Origin of the sequence: Pseudoxanthomonas dokdonensis, from assembly GCF_001431405.1 — a bacterium.
Taxonomy (GTDB): Bacteria; Pseudomonadota; Gammaproteobacteria; order Xanthomonadales; family Xanthomonadaceae; genus Pseudoxanthomonas_A; species Pseudoxanthomonas_A dokdonensis.
Genome location: NZ_LDJL01000013.1, coordinates 54,182 through 77,503, shown reverse-complemented (window position 1 = coordinate 77,503; position 23,322 = coordinate 54,182). Strand labels below are relative to the sequence as shown.

Genomic DNA, 23,322 nt, shown 5'->3' with positions numbered 1-23,322 from the left:
CGGTCGGACCGCCAGCAGTCAGTTCCTTGCTGATCGAAACATCAGGCAAGGTCAGCGGCGTCACCACGCAGTGATCCGGATCGGTAGCGGGATCACAGACCGGCGGCGTGCTGCAGACACCAGTCGTCGCATCGCATCCTTCCGGTGGTGGCGAATCGGTATCGTCGGTGGCGATGTTGGTGATTTCAGCCGCATCGTCCGGCAACGGGTCTGCCACCTTGACAGTCAGGAACACATCCGCGGTACCGCCCTGCGGCGCAACCGGTCCGGGTACGGTGATGACGCACAGGCGTGCGCCCTCGTCGCCGGCGGCGCAGCTGCTGGTACCGCCGGTGATCGAGACCAGCGTGGTATTGGCCGGCAGCACTTCGTAGAACGTGTGCGCACCGCTGGCAATGACACCGATATTGGTCACGGTCAGTTTGTAGGTCAGGTTTTCACCCGGTTCGGCGAAGCCGTCGACATCGCCGTCTTCGCTGTCCAGCGTCTTGAGCACATTCAAATCGGCAACCGGTGGCGGCGCGCGTTTGCAACGCGCACCATCGTTGCTCGGGGTGCTTCTGCCCAGGGCAGGCAGCTTGCTGGCAACCGGGGTGTCCGTGTGTACGTTGCGGATGCGTTCGGTCTGCTCACCGCTGTTGGGGTTGGCGTACAGCGTGCCCTGCGAATCGAAGTACACCGCACCGTAGGTGGCTGGGTTAACCTCGATCTTGCCCACGCGCACCGATGCGGCGGTCAGCGGATTGATGCGGACAATATGCCCATTCGAACCCACGCCGTACAGCTGGCCATCCAGGGGATTGAAGGCCATGTCGGTGATCCGGCCGACCGCCGAGGTGAAGCTGCCGACCAGGGTGGCGGCGTTGGTCGCCAGATCAATCTTCCACAGACTGCCCTGATCGTTCATGGCGTAATAATTGTTGTCATCCCCGATATCGGCCACATAGGTCCGGAACCCCGCCGGCAGGCCCGTCACCGGCCCTGCTGAAGCGAACTCGGCACCGCCGGCACCGTCACTGCCGATCCGGACCAGGCGTTGCTCGGCCCTGTTGAACCCGTAAATGAAGCGATCGCGTTCGTTGAAGCCGATGCCGTTGAAATCCGGATCGAATACCGCGGTGCTGCCCAGGGTGCCAATCAGGGTCTGGCTGCCCTCGGCCAGGTCGATGCCATACAGACCATAGCGGTCGGCCGGATTCTCGCTTTCGATGGTCTGGTAAGCATCCAGCGGGCAGCCTTCGAAAGGCACCGCCGCCTGCGCGCCATCGCTGGCGATCAGGCCGGCCACCGCAAGTGCGACGCTGGCAACCCAGCCAGTCAGCCTGCGACCGAGGGTCGGCCGCCCCTGCGGGTGGCGCGGATACGTGGATTTGACGGTCTCGTGCATGTTCATGGTTTCACTCGGTCATCTGTGCGCCGGACGCGTTGGACGTGGCTGCAGATTGGATGTGCAAATCAGTGGTTCCAGTCGGTGATTGCCCGCGCTGGTTTATTTCCTGGTACCGGTAACTTCGATGCTGACCCGGCGATCCGGCTGCAGGCATTTCACCAGCGCGGCGCTGGCGCGCTCACCCTTGCATCCGGCGGTCGCCGCAGTCGGCATGCTTTCACCGCGACCGCTGGCGTTGATCGGGGCGCTGAATCCGGCGGCCTGCATGAACTGCTTGACGGTCTCGGCGCGTTGTTCGGAAAGCCGCTGGTTGTACTGGCTCGAGCCGAGGCGATCGGTATGGCCGACCACTTCCACCCGTTCGATGCTCAGGTAGACCTGACCCAACTGGGCCACCAGTTCCTCAATCTGGCGCTTGCCCTTTTCGAGGATGTCGCTGTTGCTTGCGCCATTGAACTTGAACAGTGCATCGGCCTCCAGATCGAAGCGCTCGACCTGCGCTTCCGGAGGCGCGCAATCCGCGGCCTGCTGCTCGGCTTTGCTGACCAGGTCTTCGGCGATCTGGATGTAGGGATTGGCATGCCGCCAGCCGCCATCGTGGATTTCGTTGCCGGCGTGTACCAGCTCGACTTCGGCACAGGCCGTGGCCTGGGCTGCGCAGGAAAAACCCGTCGCCTGCTTCAGCGAATCGAACTTCTGCCACAGATCAACACGCAGTTTATCGGCATTGTTGACCAGCGGCGTCTGCATGCCCGGCTGTTGATCACTCTCCAGCGCGCCGATGATGCGCACCGCTTCGTCAAGGGCCGCCTGCGGATAGCCGCCGCGATCGTTGCGGGTGTATTCGTGGAAGCTGGTATCGAGCCAGCACTGGGCTTTGGCCAGCTGATAGTTGTCGACTTCGATGGCACGATCATTGAGCGCGCGGATGCGGTTCTGGGTTGCCTCGTAGGCACCATGATCAGCATGGATGGCCTGTTGGCTGATGCGTTCCGGCGCCGACTGCAATGTTGGCTGCTGTGCCGATGCCGGATGGGCGATGACGCCCGCCAGCAGCATGACCGGAGCGATGGCAAACACGCGGATACCACGCGCAAGTGAGAAGGATGAGGTTGTCTGGTTCATGGCAATCTGACTCGAATGGGTGGTGCGTGATGCATGGGAAATGGAGGTCGTCGACCGGGTCCGGCGGTCGCGCTGGCGCAAGCGTTTCATCGCGGCAGCGACCGGTTGACGTCGGCGTTGTCGCCCTGGAACAGGTCTTCATCGAACTTGAAGCGCAGTCGCAGGAATACGCCTTCGTTGGTGTATTCGGAGCCGGTCAGGTCGTCATCGCGGAAACCGCGGGCGTTGTAACCCGCCGACAGCCACAGGTTGGAAGTGACCAGATAGCCGACCTCGGCGCCCAGCGCGTACTGGGTGGCGCCGCCAGGGGTCCAGTTCTGGTAAGCCAGTGCGCTGACGTCCCAGCGTTCACTGAGGCCGTAGGTGACCCGGCCGCCGACCAGATAGGCGGTGAAGCGCTGGTTGCCGGCGTCGAATAGATCGGTCTGGCGCTTGCCGGCCACGCGACCAGTCAGCCACCACACCCGGTTCGGATGCCAGTCCGCGTGCACCGAGGCGACGTGCTTGTCATAGCCCTTGTAACCGGCAAAGAAGTTGTCATCGTCGAGCAACCCGGTCAGGGCCTGATCGCGACGCGTCCAGTATTCGTACTTGCCCAGCACGTTGACCCGGTTGGTGTCGGTATCGCGATAGGCAAAGCCGACCTGGAAACGGTCTTCGTAGCTGTCCTGCAGATCGCTGTCGTAGTCGTTGAGCAGGTAATAGTTGCGCGCCAGCACGGTCCAGTCGCGATTGAGCTTGCGGGCCACGGTGAAGGTCGACAGCCAGGTGTCGTAGCCTTCGGTCAGATAGCCCTGGACCGGCAGGCCGGGATCGCTCTCGGCACGTAACGAATCGGCGCGGCGCCATTCCAGACGACCATTGATCAACCACAGTTCGTCCGGACGCCATTCGGCGGCGACGCTGGCGGCGGTCGACTGCTGGCCGCTGCCATCCAGCACTTCCAGGTTCTCGAAACCGGTCTGCAGAGTCAGGTTGGGGTTGATCTGCCACAGATTGCGCACACCGCTGGCCCACTGCGCCTGTCGCGCACTGAAACTGTCGTACATGCGGTATTCGTTGAACAGCGTGCCGCCTTCCATGTACTCGGTGTCCACGCCCAGCACCAGGGCATTGGTTTCGTACGGGCTGGGGATGCGGTTGCCGGTCACCGGGTCGGTGACGCCATTGCTGGTGGCGACCGTGCTCAGACCGGTATTCCATTCGTAACGACCATACAGACGGGTCTTGTCCTGGACCTGCACGCCGATGCCGACCGAAGCGCGACGGTGTTCGGAATGATTGACGTCCTGCTCGACTTCAGCCGACAGGTCGAACTTGTCGGTCGGACGCCAGGTCGCGCCCATCCGCAGTGCGGTGTACTCCACCGCCACGCCTGCCAGGCCGTTGCCGACCCAGCTGCCGTAGCGTCCGCTCCAGCCGGCACCGGTGTTGTACAGGGTCTGGCCGGTGCCCGGGTTCAGCGCATTGGCCGCGCCGCCGGCAAAGCCGCCGCCGAGACCAGGGCTGACCACGCCCACGCCATAAGGTGCTGTCAGATTGCCGGGGATGCTCAGGCCATTGCCGAGCGCGCTGCCTGCATGTTCGCTGACATAGTTGGCGCCGAACTCCAGGGTCAGCGAGTCAATTGGCGTAGCCCGTGCGCCGGCTTGCACCTGGGTGCGGTCGGCGCCGGTGATCTGGTCATCGATCCAGCTGCCCTGCGCATACAGTTCCCAGAACTCGCGCTCGGCGCTACCCAGTCGCAGCTGGGTATCGAAGCCGGCCTGACGGCGGCCGCCCAGATAGGACGAGGAAGGATTATTGAAGCCGGCATCGCTTTCGCCATACCAGGCCAGGATCTTGCTGCGGGCGCCGTTATGGCCGAACTCCGCGCGCCAGGCGTCGCCGCTGACGTTTTCGCCCGAGGTCAGGATCGGGGTAATGGTGTAGATGTTGCCGCCGATCGCATTGATGGCGCTGTTGGTATGCGCATATTCGCCGCGCAGCCAGGTGTTCCTGCCCAGATTCAGGGTGGCATTGGCGCTGGCCAGTTCAAACGGCGCCAGCGGGTTTTCGTCCTTGACGTAGTTGCCGCCGATATTGAAATTGCCGGTGACATCGAACTGGCCACTGACACCGTAGACCCAGTAGTTTTCGCCACCCTGATCGACTTCATAGCTGATCCGCACCGAGACTGGATTCAGGCTTTCATCGACCGAAGGCACCGCGCGGGTAAACAGAATGCGACCGCTGAATGGTTCAAAGGTGTAGTCGACGAAACGCGACAGCTGACGGGTCTCGACAATCCGTGAAGGCGCATAGCGATCACGGATGATGATTTCCACACGCTCGGTCCCCAGCACCGCGCTGCTGCTGTTGCTGACCGTATACGGGCCGGACAGGCCGCGGCCGGGGAATTCCTCCACCACCTGACGCAGGTTGTCGTCGGCGGCAAACACATCCAGCACGCCGCGATCGTTTTCCAGATGGCCGCGGACACCGGTCATCGCCCGGTTGTACTGGCCCAGGTCACGGACCTGGGTGCTGGCGACATCGCCCTGGCCAAAGCGCTCGCTGAAGCCGGCGCCGGTGGCGATATCGCCGTACATGACATAGTTGCGGTCCTTGTCGATGCGCAGGTACAGGCGGCTGTTGCTGCGCGCCTCGAAACCGACGATCGACGAGTCGCCATAGACCGGATACCAACGCTCGGGATCCAGATCGCGGAACAGACGATCGCGGCCGGGCTTGTCACTGTCGTAGGCAAAGGTCAGCAGCGCATCGCCCTTGATCTTGCCCTTCAGGAACAAAGCGGTGCGCAGCGCGGTGTCGCGCTTGCCATCGCCACTTTCACGCGACCAGCTGCGGATTTCGTCTTCAAAGCCGTCGTCAGGACGGGCCTGCGACAGCGAAAGCGGATTGCTGCTGTCGAAATTGATGATGCCGTCGACCAGGCCGACGGCGATCATCTCGCGCAGTTCCGGTACGAAGGTCAGTTCGCCACGGGCCACGGTGCTGTTTTCCGTGCTGATCTGCACATCGACACGCTGCGGCTGGACCGGCGCCAGCAGCCAGATCTCGGCCACGCCATCCTTGGCAATCAGCTGGGTACCTGGCGTAGCGACGTCCAGATCACGGTAGCCCAGGCCGGCCTCATCGGTGGCCGCGCCCGGAATCTGCAGACGACCGGCCGAAGCGGTGACCGTCAGCGGCACCTCGCCCTGCAGCGGCTGGCCCTGGCTGTCGAGTATCCGGATGTGCATCTTGGCCGGGGTCTGGCCATCGGCCGGCAGACCGTCGCGCTCGACTTCGACCTGGATCTCCTCGGAGCCGTACAGGCTTTGAGCGGTCGACAGCTGTCGCGGCTGCGCCCCTGCTTCATCGGCCAACGCCACCGGGGCCGCCATCAGCGCACTGACGATTGCCAGCGACAGCACCGACGTTGAAACGGCAACCGATTTGTTTCTCAACCTCAACATGAGCCACCCACGCCACATCCGAACCAGAAAGCCCGCGGGACAATCCCGGGACCCTGTTTGATTCGCTAACGCACCGTGAAAGCGGACATTCGTCACAGAATTTTTGGTTCTGTGAGACGGCTGATTTGGATGCAAAACCACGCGTGAGGCGTCTCAGCCCTCTGAGCACGCGACCGCATCCTTTTGAAAATTAAGAAATTAAAGGTCTATCCGAACTCCAAGTCGGGATTTTTCACAGGCACAACCATCGTCAATTTAACGAAACCTGAATTACTGAAGCCCCCGGTCGGCCCGGTCAGCGCCGGTTGCCGCATTGACCGATCCGCACCGGAAACGACATGCTCTCCGCTCGGAATCCAGCACAAGGAGTTGATCATGAGCGCAAGGCAAACCGAGCAGGTGTCACGGAGTTGGTGGCTGCTCCTGCTCTATGGCGTGGCGGCGGTGGTGTTCGGGGTGGCGATTCTGTTGTGGCCTGGACGCTCGGTCTGGGCGATGGTGATGGCGCTGGGCGTGCTGTCGGTCGTCGACGGTCTGGTCAGCCTGGCCAGCATCTTCCGCAAGGACCTGGCATTGCCGGCGTGGATGCTGGTGGCATACGGTCTGCTGTCGCTGCTGTTTGGGGTGCTGGCCCTCAGCCAACCGCTGCTGGTGGCCGAATCACTGCTGTGGGTGCTGGCGTTCTGGCTGATCGTGGCCGGCATCGCGCGCATTGTGTTCGCCATCCAGATCCGCAAGCTGGTGAAGGGCGAATGGATGCTGATCCTCAGCGGCCTGCTGGCTTTGGCGCTGGGCGTGCTGTTCCTCGCCCGGCCCGGTGTTGGCCTGCTGACGGTCGCACTGTGGGTGGCATGGGGTGTGATCGCCTACGGCATCCTGCAGATGATGGTGGCATTCCGTATGCGCAAGGCTGCCGACCTGCTGCGCTGAGGGCCTTAGACAGGCGGAATGGATTACGCCGTGGGCTCAGCGCACGGCGTAATCGACCGCGATACCGGCAAATACCGCCGCGCCGATCCAGTTGTTGTGCAGGAAGGCGCGGAAGCAGGCGGCCCGCTCACGATGACGGGCAATGAAGAACTCCTGCACGATCAATCCTGCGGCCAGTGCCAGCCCGGCCCAGTAATACAGGCCCATGCCGGCCTGCTTGCCGACCAGGTACAGGGCCAGCAGCAGCAAGCCGTACAGCACACCCTGGATGATCAGATCCATGTCGCCAAACAGGATCGCGGTGGACTTTGAACCGGCCCGCAGGTCGTCCTCGCGGTCGACCATCGCATACCAGGTGTCATAGGCGGTGGACCACAGGATGTTGGCGAAATACAGCACCCAGGCCACGGCTGGCACCTGGCCCTGGATCGCGGCGAAGGCCATCGGGATGCCCCAACCGAAAGCCATGCCCAGATACACCTGTGGCAGATAGGTATAACGCTTGAGATAGGGGTAGCTGGCGGCCAGGAACAGGCCGACGAAGCTCAAACCGATGGTCAGCCGGTTCATGCTCAGCACCAGCGCGAACGCGACCAGCATCAGCGCCGCGAACAGCAACAGCGCGTCGCGGCCGGTCAATGCGCCGCTCGCCAGTGGCCGCTCGCGGGTGCGCTCGACCTGCGGGTCCAGCCAGCGGTCGGCGTAGTCGTTGATGACGCAGCCGGCCGAACGGGTCAGCCATACCCCGGCGGTGAACACCAGCAGCGTCCACCACGGCGGCACGCCTCCGGCGGCCAGCCACAACGCCCACCAGGTCGGCCATAGCAGCAACAGCACGCCAATCGGGCGGTCGCCCCGCATCAGCTTCCAGTATTGATGCATGCGCTCGGCCAGCGGAGAGCGGTAGGGTTTTTCGAAGCGTTCGTAAGCCATGCGCGACAGGTTAGCGATTGCGCCCCCCTGCGCGCCAGCATTGGCCAAGCTCGCCAGTGCTCCGGACCTCTGGCGCCGGCAGCGGCTAGAGGCCCGGAGGACGGATGATGGCTGCCGATTACCGGTGATTGCAAAACGAATGCTTTGGGCTGGCGCCGGCTTCAGGTAAACTATGCCGTCTGCGCGCCTGTAGCTCAGCCGGATAGAGTAGTGGCTTCCGAAGCCATTGGTCGGGGGTTCGAATCCCTCCAGGCGCGCCACCTTTTCTGCTTGTTGTGCTCAGCGACCACGTCTGGCACCGCCTTGCTCATTGATGTTGCTGCTGGCCTGGGAGATGCACACATCAGGTAGAGCGGAGCTTGCTCCGCTGAAGCAATGCAACACGCGACAAAAGCAGGCCTTGTCCCGCGTGCAGCGGAGCAAGCTCCGCTCTACGCTGTGGAAATACTGGCTATCCAGTTTGCATTCGTCGAAAAAGAAATGGCCGGATTCCGCGGTGCTTGCGGAATCCGGCCGTTATCCGTGACGACGGTTATCGGATCAGCCGATACCCTGGGCGATCACGTCCACCCGGCGGTCGGGCTGCAGGCACTGGCGCACTGCTTCGTCCTCGTCATTACCCACGCAACCATGGCTGATCGGGTCGGCTTCACCCTTGCCGACCGCGATGATGTTGTCGGCGGCAATGCCGCGGGCGGCCAGGAACTGGCGCACGGTATCGGCACGCTGCTGCGACAGGCGCAGGTTGTCGACCTCCGAGCCGATGCGGTCGGTATGGCCGACCACGATCACGCCGCCGGCCTGCATCTTCTTCAGCTGCACCGCCACTTCTTCCAGCTGCTGGCGCCCCTCGGGCAGCAGGTCGGCTTCGCTGCCGCCGGCAAAGCGGAACAGCGTATCGGCCGAGATCGTCATGGTCTTGCCGGTACCGGTCGTGGTGCTGGCCAGACGGTCGCCACATTCGGCGGGCAACCAGTGGAAGCTCTGGCCGTGGTAGTCCTTGTCGAAGATGACCTTGTACTGGCAGGTGGTCACTTCATTGCCGTCGCGGAAGTGGAACAGGTAGTCCCACTCGCGCACGCCGACCAGGCCTTCGTTGAAATGCGGTCGTCCCAGCAGCTGGTACAGCTGGTCCTTGGTCACGCCCGGGCCGACCTGGCGCAGGGCCTCGATGGTCGGGAAGGTGCCTTCCTTGAGAACCACCTTGTCGGCCGCCGGGAAGATGACTTCGCCGGCGACGCCTTCATCGCTGATGTTGTTGCTGACATGGGTACAACCTGCCAGCGCCAGGGCGGCGGCAACCGCCAGTAGTGTCTTCATTGCGTTCATGCTCATTCTCCGATTGGGTTGCCTTACCACTGGATGCCGGCGCCGACCGAGAAGCCCCAGTCGCGTGACGTGTTGCCGCTGGCAGCGGCCTTGTAGATGTAGCGACCGTTGTCGGTGATGCCGGACAGGCCGACGGCCATGCCGTACTCACCCTGGTAGCCACCCACGCCCACTCCCAGCAGGTTCTTGCCCGGCAGATAGGCCTGCGGGATGCCGGTCATCGCCATCGCCGAGGACACGCCACCACGGTAACCGCGCTCGTTGTTGTGGATGTCGCCTTCCAGGTCGCCGATGCGCTGATCGGTGTAGCTGTTGGCCTGGTTGATGGCGTAATTGACGCCGCTGTTGAGCTGGTTGACGTTGACCGCATCGGTGCCGGCAATGCCGGGAGCGACGCCGCTGATGGTGCGGTTGCCGATGTTGACTTCGCCCGCCGAGGTGCTGCTGCCGACATAGGCGGCGTCATAGTTGGTCTGCGCGCCGACCGTGGTCGCCGAACCCGCACCCAGCGCGACGCTGTTGGCGTGGCTGGCGGTCGAGCCGGTACCGATGGCGGTGCTGTCATCGGCGCTGGCCGTGCTCTGGTTGCCGACGGCCAGGGCATTGGTGCCCGAGGCGACGGCTTCGGAACCACCGGCCGACGAGTTCTTGCCAGTCGCCTGCGGCGTCACCTGGCCTTCTTCGCTGGCCACGAACATCTGCTTGCCATCACCAACTCCCAGGTTGTCGATGACGTCATAGATATTGGTGATGTCGCCCTGCAGGTTGTTGATGTTGTCACCGAGGTTGGTGATGTCACCGGCGATGTCGGTGATGCGGTTGTCGGTGTATGCCTTGGACTGGTCGATGGCGTAGTTGACACCGCCCTGCAGCTGGCTGACGTTGACCGCATCGGTGTCCGCCGAACCGGCGGCGACGCCGGTGATCTGGCGGTTGCCGATGTTCATTTCACCGCTGGAGTTGCTGCTGCCGACGTAGGCACCTTCATAACCGGTCAACGCACCAACGGTGGTTGCCGAACCCGCACCCAGCGCCAGGCTGTTGGCGTGGCTGGCACTGCTGCCACGGCCCATGGCCACGGCGTCCACCGCGGTCGCGCTGGCATCCTTGCCCGAGGCAATCGCATCGGCACCGGTGGCGCCGTCGTTGTCCTCGTTGCCACCGCCGGTGGAGTTGACGCTGTAGTAACGGGTCTTGTTGGCGGCGATTTCTTCGCTGGCCGCGGTGCTGACCGCTTCCAGTTGGGCGACGTTGACCGCATCGCTGTCTTCGGTACCGGCGGCGACGCCGGTGATCTGGCGGAACTGGCCGTTGGCGGCATCACCCACGCTGACCGCACCCAGGGTGCTGGTGGTGGCGGCAATGGCTGCCTGCTGGGCGGCATCGGCACCGGTCGGCACGAAACCGGCGACACCGGCCGCGGTGCTGGACACCGAGCCGCTGCCCAGGGCCACGCCACCGTCGACGCTGACGCCTGCATTGTTGCCGATGACCATCGCGTCGGCCGCGGCGACATTGTTGTTGTTGCCGATGATGCGGCTGCCGTCGGCGTCCGCGCCCAGCACGTTGTTGTTACCGAACACGCCGGCTTCGTCCGCATCCACGGTGTTGTCGTTGCCGACCGAGTACGAACCGTCACCGCTGATGGTGGTCGGGTCACCGATGGCGCCGCTGCCGGCACCATCGACGACGTTGCCGCTACCGATGCTGATGCTGTTGGTGCCGTTGGCCTGCGCGCCGTCACCGATGGCCACGCTGGAATCACCGGTCGCCGCGGCATTCACACCCGAAGCGATGGCGTTGATGCCACTGGCGCCGTCGTTGTCGTAGTTGCCACCCTGCACGCCGTTGTCGTTGACGCTGTAGTAATGGGCCTTGTTGGCCTGGATTTCGTTGCTGGCCGCGATGCTGACCGCTTCCAGCTGGGCGACGTTGACCGCGTCGCTGTCGGCGGTACCGGCGGCAACGCTGTTGATCTGGCGGAACACGCCCGCCGACGCGTTACCGACGCTGACCGCACCACGGGTACCGACGGTGGCGTTGATGGCCGCCTGCTGCGCGGCGTCGGCGCCGGCCGGGACGTAACCAGCGACACCGGCGGCGGTGTTGGCCACCGCGGCGCTGCCGAGGGCGACACCACGGTCGACGTTGACGACCGCGCTGTTACCCAGTGCCATGCCGTCGTTTGCATTGGAAACGGCCTGCACACCAATGGCCGTGGCCCGCAATGCATTGCTGCGCGACTCGGTACCGATGGCAATGCCGTGGGTCTGCGCGGACGCGGCGGTAGCGCCGATGGCAATCGTGCTGTCACCCTGGCCGCGTGCACCCGGACCGATCGCCACGCTCAGCGCGCCACCGGCGTTGGCCTGCTGGCCCAGCGCGGTGCTGAGACGGCCGGAAGCAATGGCGGCGCTGCCGAATGCCGACGACTGGTCGCCGCTGGCACGCGAATCCAGGCCCACCGCGGTACCGGCGATACCGGCAGCGGTCGAGTTGATGCCGATGGCGGTGGCCTGGTTGCCGGTGGCGCCGTCGTTGTTGTAGTTGTTGCCCGGCACATCGCTGTCATTGACGCTGACGTAATGGGTCTGGCTGGCTGCCAGCTGGGCGACGTTGACCGCATCGCTGTCGGCGGTGCCGGCGGCGACGCCGGTGATCTGACGGAACTGGCCATTGGCCGCGTCACCGACGCTGACCGCACCCAGGGTGCTGGTGGTGGCGGTGATGGCGGTCTGCTGGGCGGTATTGCCGTTGATCGGCGCAAAGCCGGCCACGCCAGCGGCGGTGTTGGATACCGAGCTGCTGCCCAGGGCCACGCCACCGGCCACGGTCACGTCGGCGTTGTTGCCGACGACCATCGCATTGGCGACGTCGACGTTGTTGTTGTTGCCGATGATGCGGCTGCCGTCGGCGTCCACGCCGAGCACGCTGTTGTTGCCGAACACGCCGGCTTCATCCGCATCGATGGTGTTGTCATTGCCCAGCGAGTACGAACCGGCACCGTTGATGGTGGTCGGGTCGCCGATGGCGCCGCTGCCGGCACCGTTGACGATGTTGCCGGTACCGATGCTGAGGCTGTTGGCGCCATTGGCCTGGCCACGGTAACCGATGGCGAGCGCATTGGTGCCGGCGGCGACCGAGTCGCGACCCACGGCAACAGCCTGGTCCTTGGATGCCTGCGCGCCGCTACCCAGCGAAATGGCCGAACGACCGGTTGATACCGAAGCTGAACCCACTGCAATCGCCGAAGTCGAGTTGTCGGACACCGTGGCCGAATAGCCGAGGGCCAGCGCGTTGCCGCTACCGACACCGGTCTTGGCCCGCGCGCCAACCGCGGTGGCGAAATTGGCCTGGGTCTGCGACTGCCAACCCATGGATGCCGACCACGCCGAAGCGTTGGCGCCCAGGCCCACGGCGGTCGAGCTACCGCCCAGGGCCCGGCTCTGCTCACCCAAAGCCACGCTGCTGTCACCACTGGCGATGGCGTTCTTGCCGATGGCAAGGGAGTCAACAGCCGTCGCCGCAGTGCCGTTGCCGCCGATGGCGATCGCATAGTAATCCTGTGCCTGCGCACCGACGCCGATAGCGGTCGCTTGAGGGCCGCCGGCAATACCACCACCAATGGCAATGCCGCCACTTGCTCCAGAAAGCACCTTGGAGTCGCGACCCACCGCCGTTGCATTGTTGGCCTGCACGTTGGTGCGGAAGCCGATGGCGGTGCTGTAGCCTGAACCGGCACCAGTGATGCTGGCGTCGGTGCCGATCGCGATGCCGCTTGCGGCGTCGGCACTGTTGTTGGCACCCCGGCCGATGGCGACCCCGCTGCCACCGGCACTGCTGGCCAGGTGACCGATGGCCAGATCAGACTGGCCGGTGGCGTTCGAACCCAGACCGGCGGCGAAGGCGAAGTTATTGGTCGCCTGCACGCCCGAGCCCAGCGCGGTTGCGCCGATGCCGTCGGCATTGGCGAAGGTACCGACCGCGGTGGCATTAAGGAAGTTGGCACGACTGGCGCTGCCGATAGCCATGGCATTGTCGCCGGTCGCCCAGGCGTTGGTGCCGAGGGCAGTGGTATCGGGCCGGGTCGCGTAGGCGCTCTGGCCGAGCGCTACCGAATGGTTGCCAAGGGCGTTGGCGCCGGCACCGACCGCGGTCGCGAATCCACGCGCGGTGGACACCGCACCAAGCGCGGTGGAGGCCTGCCCGGAAGCATTGGCCTGTTCACCCAGCGCGCTCGAGCCACCCGATGCGGCATTGGCCTGGGTACCGACGGCGGTGGAATGCAGGCACGGAGCCAGCGGCGACGGCGAGCCGTCCGGCGTGATGCCATTGTTCAAGGTCATGCAGCCATCAGCACCAACGGCACCATCACCGACGACGGTATTGGCGGGGTCGCCCTGCACCGCGCCGTTGCCAGCGTTATAGGCCATGGCCGGCGCGGCCATTGCCAGCGCACCCAGCAGGGCGGCGGTCTTCAGGCCGGGGCTGGTGCTGCGCACGCGGCCGGTGCAACGGCTGCTGGCCAGCTCGGATGCAACCACCCACTGGCCCAGCGACAGGTTCCAGACTTTGCGATAGATCGTGTTCATTAGTTCCTCTCCAGAAATCATGTAAAAGCGCGGAGTCAGCGCTCCGGGCCCGTGGGTTTGCTGCAAAACATTTCTGGTACCGGCGGCGGCTCACTCCCCGAGCAGCGCATCCAGCTCCGTCCACCCTGAGTCTCGCCAATTCTCAAAAAAAGCGGACATCTGTCACAAAATAGTTAATTGTGATTCACGTTTGTCGGCGGTCGCTGCTCGCCAACTCGGTTATCCAGCCGAGTAAAACCGTTATGAAACAATCGTTTAGGAATAGCGGATACATCGCCGGGGCTGATCGGTCCCCGTTTCACGCATGCACCGATCGTGCGTCCCGGCTGGTCGGTGCGGCGCGGCAAGCATCAAGGGGCCAGCATGCTCGCGGCCGATGGCACTGGCACCACCGTCCGTCGCCAAGAGTCGCTCGCGACGGGTAAAAATAGAGTGCAGGGAACACCGCAGCAGCGGTCTTCAAGCATCAGTCGCCCGCACCTGGTCGCCAGCGCGGACCTGGCGGATGGCATGTGGCACCGGCCGATGGCGGCGGCATGCCTGGGAATTGAGGAGCGCTCAGCGCTCTGTCAGCGCCGGCGAGGCCGCGCCGATGCGATTACGGGCCGCAAGCAGACCGAGGATGCAGCACGCGTGGAACGGCGCGCACTGATGGGCCTGCTGATAATGGGTCTGCTGAAAAGCGCGCGAGCGCTTAGCGGGACGGTGCTATGAAGCGACGGGCGCACGCTGGACGCCGCCAGGTCTGATTGAAATTGCGATCAGCGTCCGGCGTGAATCAATCGCGCCACTGCAACAGGAATGTCCGCTGCAATGACTGGCCGGGCTCGAGCACTTCCGCGCACAGGTTGAAGGCGTCCGGCGGGCCACTTTGCGGCTCGACACAGGTCGCGTCGTCCGGCTGGTCGTAGATCACCCAGTGATCGCAGTCCGAACTCAGATGCAAGACATGCTGCGGATAGTGCAGCAGTACCGGCGCGCGATTGATGAAGCAGTCATCCCAGGGGCCGTCCGTTACTTCGCCGGCTGGCAGGCAGGCGATGTCCTGCCGATCACGCGGGTACATCGCGGTCGGCGAAAACTGCAGTCGCCGTGGCTTGCGGAACCACGGATGCCAGCCGACCACCGCCGGCAGCGACTGATCCTGCGCGCTCACCGACAGCTGCAGGCGCAGATCATGATCAACGATCTCGATCGTCTGGCGGGCGATGCCGCCGAACGGCCAGCGCTGGTCGCGCGGCAGCGGCAATGACAACGCCATGCGTGTGCGGGTCAGCGCATCAATCCGCCAGCGCAGGCCAAAGCCCACGCCATGAATCGCATTGCCTTGCAGATTGAGCGGCAACTGCACGTCGTGGCCCTGATGACGGAAGCGGCCAGCGCGGATACGTCCGGCCCAAGGCACCATCGGATAACTGCCCCAGGCGATCATCGCGCTGCGGGTGTCGCTGTAGCCCTGCAGTTGCGGCTGGCCGCGGAAGCGGATCTGGGCGATGCGGCCGCCAGCGCCGGGGGCGACAATGACCTGCAGGTCGCCCGCATCCAGGCTGATGCAATCGCCGGGCGGCAAGGCGCGCAGCGCCTCGTCGATCAGCGGCCCGGCGGCCGGATCAACCACCATAGGGATTGATGGTCTGGATGCGACCGTGCTCGTCGATCTGCAGCGGCGCCATCTTGACCGAACGCAGATGGGTGACGCCGCCGGAGGCCAGGGAGTCGTGATAGAACAGATACCACTGCTCACCGACCTGGCAGATCGAGTGGTGGGTGGTCCAGCCCACCACCGGGGTCATGATCACGCCCTGGTAGGTAAACGGTCCGTACGGGTTGTCACCGACGGCGTAACACAGCAGATGGGTATTGCCGGTGGAATACGACAGGTAATAGCGGCCCTGGTATTTGTGTATCCACGGTCCTTCGAAATAGCGGCGGGCGTGGTCGTCGGCGCGCAGCGGCTGGCCATGCTCATCGAGGATCAGGATTTCCCGGCTCGGTTCGGCCAGTTGCTTCATGTCGGCGGCCAGACGCGCCACCCGTGGGCCCAGCGCTGGCTGATCGTCGGCGGGCTCTTCGTGGGCGTCGTCGTGGACGTTGTCACGATACTTCTGCAACTGCCCGCCCCAGATACCGCCGAAGTACAGATAGGCTTCGCCGTCGTCGTCGCTGAACACCGCCGGGTCGATCGAATAGGTACCGCGGATCGGTTCCGGTTCGGCCACGAACGGACCGGCCGGATCATCACCAACCGCAACCCCGATCTGGAAAATGCCATCGGCGCGCTTGGCCGGGAAGTACAGGTAATAGCGGCCGTCCTTGCACGCCGCGTCCGGCGCCCACATCTGGCGATCAGCCCACGGCACGTCCCTGACATGCAGGGCCACCCCGCAGTCGTGCACCGGCCCGTCTGGCGAATCCATCCGCAGCACGTGGTAGTCCTCCATCTGGAAGTGCTCGCCATCGTCGTTCAGCGCAACACCACCATCGATGTCGTGCGAGGGATAGATGTAGATCCTGCCATCGAACACGTGGGCCGACGGGTCGGCGGTATGGATGTGCTCGACCAGCGGCTGCGAAATGGCTTTCTCGCGCAGCGTCTGCAGGTTGTGGGGTGCGAGTTTATGCGGCATTGGGCACCTGGATGGGGCGGTTTCGTGGGTTATCGGGGGCTGGCCGCGTGCAGGCGGCGTTCGCTCAGTTCGTGCTCGATGCGCGATTCCATCGCCTTGTCGATGCGGTAGAAGAACAGCAGGGCCACGGCGACCAGCAACGGCAGCGAGCAGTACAGGCTTATTGCCATGCGGATCCCATCGACGGTCTGTGGCAGCTGGTCCGGCGCGCCCGGCTGGTAGCCGTAATAGGCCAGGATGCCGGCGACCGCGGCACCGCCGACGCTGAGGCCGATTTTCAGCCCGCACAGCATCGCCGAGAAGATGATCGCGGTCGCGCGACGGTTGTTCTTCCATTCCGAATAGTCGGCGACGTCGGCGATCATCGCCCACAGCAGTGGGATGGTGATGCCGTAGCAGAAGCCATGCAGGATGTAGGAAGCGAACACCAGGCCGATCGACTGCGGCGAGTAGAAATAGAACGCCAGCAGGAACAGCGTGGATGCGAACAGCGCGGCGCCAAACACATCGCGCTTGCCAAAGCGGTTGGCCAGCGGCCGCGAGAAGCCGATGCCGATGATCATGAAGATGATGCCACCGGCATTGAACAGGCTGAACGCCGACGTCGGCGGATCCTGCGGCCACTGGAAGCGGGTCAGGCCGGCATTGACCAGCAGGTGGTTGAGGCCATCGATGAAGCCATTGAATCCAATCTGCTGCAGGAACGCGGCCAGCTGCGCTTCACTGAGGTAGTACTGGAAGTAATAGATGTACATGCCGCCTTTCAGCGCCAGGTTGATGAACACCAGGATGGTCAGCGCCAGGATCAACATCCACGGCACGTTGCGGGCCAGATCGGCCAGATCCTGGCCAATCCCCGAGCGCTGTTCCACGGTTGGCACGATGCGCTCGCGGGTAGTGAAGAAGGTGATCAGGAAGAACAGCGTGCCGACCACGGCAAAGATCGTCATCACCACTTCAAAGCCGCGCACGCGGTCACCGTCACCAAGGATCAACACCAATGGCAACAGCAGTACCTGGATGATGAACTGCGCGATCATCACCGCCACGAAGCGGTACGCCGAAACGCTGTTGCGCTGTGACATGTTGCCGGTTAACACGCCACTCAATGCCGAGTACGGCAGGTTGTTGGCGGCGTAGACCAGCACCAGCAAGGTGTAAGTGGCGATGGCGTAGACAATCTTGGCATCGGCGCTGATGTCGGGGGTGCGGAACGCCAGCAGCGACAACACCCCGAACGGGATCGCGGTGAACAGGATCCACGGCCGGAACTTGCCCCAGCGTGATCGGGTGCGGTCGGCCAGCACCCCGATCAATGGCGTGAACACGAAGGCACTGAGCATGCCAACCACGAAAATGATTTTGGCCGCGGTGGCGGCCGGGATGCGGAACACGTCGGTGTAGAAGAACGCCAGGTAGGTGACCAGGGTCTGGAAGATCAGGTTGGCCGCCAGGTCGCCGAGGCTGTAGCCGACTTTCTCGACGACGGAAATATCCTGCAGTGTGTTGCTCATCTATTCAGTGGCCCCGATTGGCGTTGCAGCCGGACCGCCTGGCTGGCGACCGTGGAGACTGCGGTTTGCTTAGTTCAACACGGCAGCTGGCCAATGGCGCGCCAAGGCCGGCCCGCGCCGGCAGGCCCGCCCAGACCTTCGCGACTGGATGGTAGCGCTATCATTTTCGAATAAGCACGTTGCGTCGCAGCAATCAGCGGATAGCTGTTCCGTGCAGATAAATGCCGCTATTGCAGGCAATTTGACCGCTTTGTGGCGTTGCTGCAGCAAACCGTTCCTCTGCACTGGCCGCCGCCATCCCGCCTGTGATACTGATAGCGCTACCAGCGTGGAGGGCGTCGGTCGATGCGGAGGGGTTCTGGCAACACGTGCAAGCCGGCGCGGGCGGGCGACGACGTCTGCTGCGGGCGCACCTGCCCGCTGTCCGCGACCGATGCCGACCGTGGTGGCCGCACGCCATGACGGGACAGTGCTCGCCGTGAAGCCGTTGGCTGCCGCCAGCACGCCGCCCGCCAACCCCGGCCGCTACCGCTGGCGGGTCTGCGCGATGTTGCTGGCCGCCACCACCATCAACTACATGGATCGCCAGGTACTGGGCGTGCTGGCGCCGTTCCTGCAGCGCGACATCGGCTGGAACGAGATCGAGTACGGCCGCATCGTCAGTGCGTTCCAGGCGGCCTATGCGATCGGGCTGCTGTGCGCCGGGGCGGTCATCGACCGTTTTGGCACCCGCATCGGCTATGCCATCGCGATCAGTATCTGGGCGCTGGCGGCGATGAGCCATGCGCTGGCCAGCAGTGTGATCGGGTTTGCGCTGGCGCGGTTCGCACTGGGCCTGGGCGAAGCCGGCAACTTCCCTGCCGCGGTCAAGACCGTGGCCGAATGGTTCCCGCGCCGCGAACGCGCCCTGGCGGTCGGCATCTTCAACTCCGGTTCCAACATCGGCGCGGTGCTGGCGCCGCTGCTGGTGCCGGTGATCGCGCTGGCGCTGGGCTGGCAGGCGGCATTCCTGTTCACCGGCGTGCTGAGCGCCGCGTGGCTGGCATGGTGGCTGTTGACCTATCGCGCACCGGAACAACAACCGCGGTTGTCGGCTGCCGAGCTGCAGTACATCCGCAGCGATCCCGTTGAAGCCACCACCCGGATGCCGTGGGCCAGGCTGCTGCGTTATCGCCAGGCCTGGGCGTTCGTCGCGGCCAAGTTGATTACCGATCCGGTCTGGTGGCTGCTGCTGTTCTGGTCGGGCAAGTTCCTGTATTCGCAGTTCAACCTGTCGCTCAGGCAGGTCGGCCTGCCCTTGATTGCGATCTACCTGCTGGCCGATGTCGGCAGCATCGGCGGCGGCTGGCTGGCCGGTCGTTTCATCCGTCTTGGCTGGAGCGTCAACCGCGCGCGCAAAAGCGCGATGCTGGTCTGTGCGCTGTGCGTGGTGCCGATCGTGCTGGTCACCCATGCCCAGCAGCTGTGGTTGGCGGTGGCGCTGCTGGGCCTGGCCAGCGCCGGCCACCAGGGCTGGTCGGCCAATGTGTTCACCCTGCCCTCGGACATGTTTCCGCGCCAGGCGGTCGCCTCGGTGGTCGGCATCGGCGGCTTTGCCGGTGCGCTCGGCGGCATGGCGATGTCGACATTCACCGGCGCGCAGCTGCAGTCCAGCGGCAGCTATGCGCTGGTATTCCTGGTCGCCAGCGCCGCCTATCTACTGGCGCTGCTGGTCGTGCACCTGCTGGTGCCGGCACTGACACCGGCACGTCTGCCGTTCAACCCATTGGAGAATCCACATCCATGAATACCGTTTTGAGCCTAGCCGTCCTGCTGCTGTCACTGCTGCCTTTTGCAGCGCCCGCCCAGGATGCGCCGCTGGCGGCCGGCCAGGGCAAGTTCCTGGGCAGCGCCTACAGCCCGTTGCAGGCGCAGGATTTCGAGCGCTACTGGAACAAGGTCACCCCGGAAAACGCCGGCAAATGGGGCAGTGTCGAAGCGGTGCGCGACAAGATGGAATGGGGCGGACTGGACATGGCCTATCGTTTCGCCAGGTCACACGGCTATCCGTTCCACATGCACGTGATGGTGTGGGGCAACCAGCAGCCGGAGTGGATCAAGACGCTGCCACCGGCCGAACAGCGCGAGGAAATCGAGGAATGGTTTGCCGCCGTTGCCAAGCGCTACCCGGATCTGGACTTCGTCGAAGTGGTCAACGAGCCACTCAATGATCCACCGTCCAAGGACGATGAGGGCGGCGGCAACTATCTCGAGGCGCTGGGCGGCGCCGGTGCCAGCGGCTGGGACTGGATCCTGGAATCGTTCCGGCTGGCGCGGAAGCACTTTCCACGGGCGAAACTGCTGATCAACGACTACCACATCATCGACAAGCCCGATAACGCCAGGCGCTATCGCCACATTGTCGACCTGCTGCGCAAGGAGAAGCTGCTGGATGGCGTCGGCTTCCAGGCGCATGCGTTCTCGCTGACCGATGATGTTCCCACCCAGGTGCTGCGCGACAACCTGGAACTGCTCGCCGGGGCCGGACTGCCGCTGTACGTGACCGAGCTGGACATCGATGGTCCCGGCGACGCCGCGCAACTGCGGACGATGCAGCGGGTGTTTCCGTTGTTATGGGAGCATCCGGCGGTGCGTGGGGTCACCGTATGGGGTTTCCAGTTTGGCGGCTGGCGCACCGAACAGGGCGCTTATCTGGTCAACCCGGACGGCAGCGATCGGCCTGCACTGACCTGGTTGCGCGACTATCTGCGGCAGCATCCGCAGCATGCGGCCCGGTAGTTGCCAGGCAACTTCCAGCGATCAAGACGCGTGACAAGAGACAGGCAATGAGCAAACCCGCAAAGCCCCTGCACCTGCATCCGGACCGGCTGTTCCCGGCCGAAGCCAGCCAGCGCGCGATCGCACGGCAACTGTATGCGCAGGTCGCCACGCTGCCGATCATCAGTCCGCATGGCCATACCGACCCGGCATGGTTTGCCGACAACCTGCCGTTCGCCAATGCCAGCGAACTGCTGCTGGTGCCGGATCACTATGTGTTCCGCATGCTCTACAGCCAGGGCATCGCGCTCGACGCGCTCGGCATTTCGCGCGCCGACGGCAGTCGCGCCGAGGTCGATCCACGCGCCGCATGGCGGCTGTTTGCCGCGCACTTCCATTTGTTCCGCGGTACGCCGTCGTCGTTGTGGTTGAACCATGTCTTCCACGAGGTGTTCGGCCTGCGGATGCGCCTGAACGCCGCCAGCGCCGATCACTATTACGACAGCATCGGCGAGGCCCTGCAGCGACCGGCATACCTGCCACGTGCGTTGTTCAAGCGCTTCAACATCGAAGTGATTGCGACCACCGAATCGCCACTGGATGACCTGCGCCACCATCGCGCCATCCGCGACAGCGGCTGGGACGGCCGCATCGTCTCTGCCTACCGCCCGGATCCGGTGATTGATCCCGAGCACGAGCAGTTCGCCACCGCACTGCGGGCATTTGCCGGGATCAGTGGCGAAGACGTGTACGACTGGGACGGCTATCTGCGTGCCCATCGCCAGCGCCGCGCCTACTTCGCCAGCATGGGCGCCACCTCCAGCGATCACGGCCACCCCAGCGCGGCCACCGCCGACCTCGGCCGCGAGCGGGCGCGGGCGCTGTTCGCCCGCATCGTCAGCGGTAATTTCGACGCTGGCGATGCCGAGCTGTTCCGCGCCCAGATGCTGACCGAAATGGCGGCGATGAGCCTGGATGACGGCCTGGTGATGCAGATCCATCCCGGCTGCCTGCGCAACCACAACCGCCAGCTGTTCCATCGTTTCGGTCGCGACAAGGGTGCCGACATCCCGCTGCGCACCGGCTACGTGCAGGCGCTCAAGCCATTGCTGGATCGGTTTGGCAACGAACCGGACTTCAGCCTGGTCCTGTTCACCCTGGACGAGAGCACTTACGCCCGCGAGCTGGCGCCACTGGCCGGGCATTATCCGTGCCTGCGGCTGGGGCCGGCGTGGTGGTTCCACGACAGTCCGGAGGGAATGTGGCGCTTCCGCGAACAGACCCTGGCCAGCGCCGGCTTCTACAATACCGTCGGCTTCAATGACGATACCCGCGCGTTCCTGTCGATCCCCGCCCGCCATGACGTCGCCCGCCGCATCGACTGCGCGTTCCTGGCCAAGCTGGTTGCCGAGCATCGGCTGGACGAAGACGAAGCCTACGAACTGGCCGTGGATCTTGCCTACCGGCTGCCGAAACAGGCCTATCGGCTGTAGCCGTACGACCGCCGCGGCACCATCGATTGCCCTCCTCGCCACTCCTGCACGAGTACTTCATGACTGCCGCGCCATTGCCTCACCCGAAATCAAACCTCATCGCTGGCCGGCTGCTGCTGGCAACCCTGGCCAGCATGCTGGCGGCCTGCTCGGCCTCGCCGCCGGCCAGCGTGCCACCGGCGCCGGCAGTGACCGCATCCAGCGACCACCGCGTTATCGGTGGCACCCGCCGCTGGGACGCCCGCTTCGAGCAGATAGTCCCGGCCGATGCGGTGGTCGAGCAGTTGGCGCAGGGTTTCAACTGGGCGGAAGGGCCCGCCTGGGATGCCGGCAATCAGCAGCTGTTGTTTACCGATGTTCCCGAAAACACGCTGTATCGCTGGTCCGCCGACAACACCGTGGCGGTGTTGATGAAACCGTCCGGCTACCAGGGCAATGACTTTTCGACGCTGCGCGAAGCCGGCGCCAACGGTATCTGGCTGCAGGCCGATGGCCAGTGGCTGATCGCCGATTCCGGCAGCCGGGCGATCGTGCGGGTGGATCCGGCCAGCGGCAAACGCACGCTGCTGGTCAGCGACTACCAGGGCAAGCGCTTCAACAGTCCCAATGATCTGGTGGTCCGCGGCGACAGCATCTTCTTCACCGATCCCGCCTATGGGCTGAAAGGCATCAACGATTCGCCGGCCAGGGAGCTGGCCTACAGCGGCGTCTACCGGCTGGATCGCGACGGCAGCGTGCACCTGCTGGAAGATGAGCTGCTTTTCCCGAACGGTATCGCGCTGTCACCGGACCAGAACACGTTGTACGTGTCCAACTCCGACCCGCAGCGGCCGGTATGGATGGCCTACACGCTGGCGGCCGACGGCAGCGTGCTGGCCAGGCGTGAATTCGCAAACGCCGCGGATCTGGTCGCACAGGGCGCACCCGGCTTGCCGGACGGAATGAAAGTCGCGCCCAATGGCCTGCTGTTTGCCAGCGCCCCCGGCGGAGTGCTGGTGATGGATGCAGACGGCCAGCGGCTGGGTCGCATCGAAACCGGCGGGCCGATTTCCAACTGCGCCTTCGGCAACGACGGCCGGATGTTGTACCTGACTTCGAAGAGCCTGCTGGCGCGGATCCGGGTCACCCCCCGGGCGCTCGGGTTTCCAGCGCCCTGATACGCGGCCGTGGA

Annotated in this window: 15 protein-coding genes and 1 tRNA gene; 7 read left to right on the top strand and 9 right to left on the bottom strand. The window is 64.4% G+C overall.

All coding sequences use genetic code 11. The annotated features are described in order from the left end of the window. From ABB29_RS12895 to ABB29_RS12885, 3 genes are all read right to left on the bottom strand, one after another. A partial coding sequence (locus ABB29_RS12895) for a DUF6923 family protein (protein ID WP_211260744.1) occupies window positions 1-1,393 on the bottom strand: 1,393 nt, incomplete at its 3' end. 96 nt (window positions 1,394-1,489) lie between these two features. After that, window positions 1,490-2,515: an OmpA family protein gene (locus ABB29_RS12890; protein WP_057659727.1), complete on the bottom strand. Its 1,026-nt coding sequence runs from the start codon at window positions 2,513-2,515 to the stop codon at window positions 1,490-1,492. Between the two features lie 86 nt (window positions 2,516-2,601). Continuing rightward, a complete protein-coding gene (locus tag ABB29_RS12885) occupies window positions 2,602-5,976 on the bottom strand; it encodes an Ig-like domain-containing protein (RefSeq protein ID WP_211260742.1) in 3,375 nt (1,124 codons plus the stop codon). A gap of 375 nt (window positions 5,977-6,351) precedes the next feature. Here ABB29_RS12885 and ABB29_RS12880 point away from each other — a divergent pair, with 375 nt between their 5' ends. Further along, window positions 6,352-6,906, top strand: coding sequence for an HdeD family acid-resistance protein (locus ABB29_RS12880; protein ID WP_057659725.1), 555 nt, complete (start codon window positions 6,352-6,354; stop codon window positions 6,904-6,906). Window positions 6,907-6,942: 36 nt separating this feature from the next. Here the strand turns inward: ABB29_RS12880 and ubiA are convergent, their stop codons facing one another. Beyond that, window positions 6,943-7,839: a 4-hydroxybenzoate octaprenyltransferase gene (ubiA, locus tag ABB29_RS12875; RefSeq protein ID WP_057659724.1), complete on the bottom strand. Its 897-nt coding sequence runs from the start codon at window positions 7,837-7,839 to the stop codon at window positions 6,943-6,945. A gap of 183 nt (window positions 7,840-8,022) precedes the next feature. On the opposite strand from ubiA, the gene ABB29_RS12870 reads away from it, so the two are divergent. Continuing rightward, window positions 8,023-8,099 (top strand) — tRNA-Arg (locus tag ABB29_RS12870). A gap of 280 nt (window positions 8,100-8,379) precedes the next feature. Here ABB29_RS12870 and ABB29_RS12865 read toward each other — a convergent pair. Continuing rightward, window positions 8,380-9,159, bottom strand: a complete 780-nt coding sequence (locus tag ABB29_RS12865) for an OmpA family protein (RefSeq protein ID WP_211260741.1) — start codon at window positions 9,157-9,159, stop codon at window positions 8,380-8,382. 32 nt (window positions 9,160-9,191) lie between these two features. Beyond that, the gene (locus ABB29_RS12860; RefSeq protein ID WP_057659720.1) at window positions 9,192-13,760 is read right to left on the bottom strand and encodes a YadA-like family protein; all 4,569 of its coding nucleotides are present in this window, start codon (window positions 13,758-13,760) and stop codon (window positions 9,192-9,194) included. A 363-nt stretch (window positions 13,761-14,123) separates the two neighbouring features. Between ABB29_RS12860 and ABB29_RS12855 the strand changes: the two genes are divergently transcribed. Next, window positions 14,124-14,474 (top strand): hypothetical protein, encoded by a 351-nt coding sequence (locus ABB29_RS12855; RefSeq protein ID WP_057659719.1) that lies wholly within the window; start codon window positions 14,124-14,126, stop codon window positions 14,472-14,474. Window positions 14,475-14,538: 64 nt separating this feature from the next. On the opposite strand, the gene ABB29_RS12850 is transcribed toward ABB29_RS12855, so the two are convergent. From ABB29_RS12850 to ABB29_RS12840, 3 genes are read right to left on the bottom strand one after another with little or no spacing between them, the layout of a single operon-like run. Beyond that, window positions 14,539-15,381 (bottom strand): aldose epimerase family protein, encoded by an 843-nt coding sequence (locus ABB29_RS12850; RefSeq protein ID WP_057659717.1) that lies wholly within the window; start codon window positions 15,379-15,381, stop codon window positions 14,539-14,541. Then, window positions 15,371-16,387, bottom strand: coding sequence for a glycoside hydrolase family 43 protein (locus ABB29_RS12845; protein ID WP_057659715.1), 1,017 nt, complete (start codon window positions 16,385-16,387; stop codon window positions 15,371-15,373). Before ABB29_RS12845 ends, ABB29_RS12850 begins: the two co-directional genes overlap by 11 nt. 29 nt (window positions 16,388-16,416) lie before the next feature. Next, window positions 16,417-17,901 carry an MFS transporter gene (locus ABB29_RS12840; protein WP_057659713.1) on the bottom strand — a complete coding sequence of 495 codons (1,485 nt, stop codon included), beginning with the start codon at window positions 17,899-17,901 and terminating at the stop codon, window positions 16,417-16,419. 547 nt (window positions 17,902-18,448) lie between these two features. Here ABB29_RS12840 and ABB29_RS12835 point away from each other — a divergent pair. Genes ABB29_RS12835 through ABB29_RS12820 form a run of 4 tightly spaced genes read left to right on the top strand, consistent with a single transcriptional unit; the run spans window position 18,449 to window position 23,308 of the window. Then, the gene (locus ABB29_RS12835; RefSeq protein ID WP_245622633.1) at window positions 18,449-19,687 is read left to right on the top strand and encodes an MFS transporter; all 1,239 of its coding nucleotides are present in this window, start codon (window positions 18,449-18,451) and stop codon (window positions 19,685-19,687) included. Continuing rightward, on the top strand, window positions 19,684-20,679 hold the full coding sequence (locus tag ABB29_RS12830) for an endo-1,4-beta-xylanase (RefSeq protein ID WP_057659710.1): 996 nt from the start codon (window positions 19,684-19,686) through the stop codon (window positions 20,677-20,679). Before ABB29_RS12835 ends, ABB29_RS12830 begins: the two co-directional genes overlap by 4 nt. A 47-nt stretch (window positions 20,680-20,726) precedes the next feature. After that, window positions 20,727-22,151 carry a glucuronate isomerase gene (gene uxaC, locus ABB29_RS12825; protein ID WP_057659708.1) on the top strand — a complete coding sequence of 475 codons (1,425 nt, stop codon included), beginning with the start codon at window positions 20,727-20,729 and terminating at the stop codon, window positions 22,149-22,151. A gap of 59 nt (window positions 22,152-22,210) precedes the next feature. Continuing rightward, window positions 22,211-23,308, top strand: a complete 1,098-nt coding sequence (locus ABB29_RS12820; protein ID WP_057659706.1) for an SMP-30/gluconolactonase/LRE family protein — start codon at window positions 22,211-22,213, stop codon at window positions 23,306-23,308. Window positions 23,309-23,322: the final 14 nt, after the last annotated feature.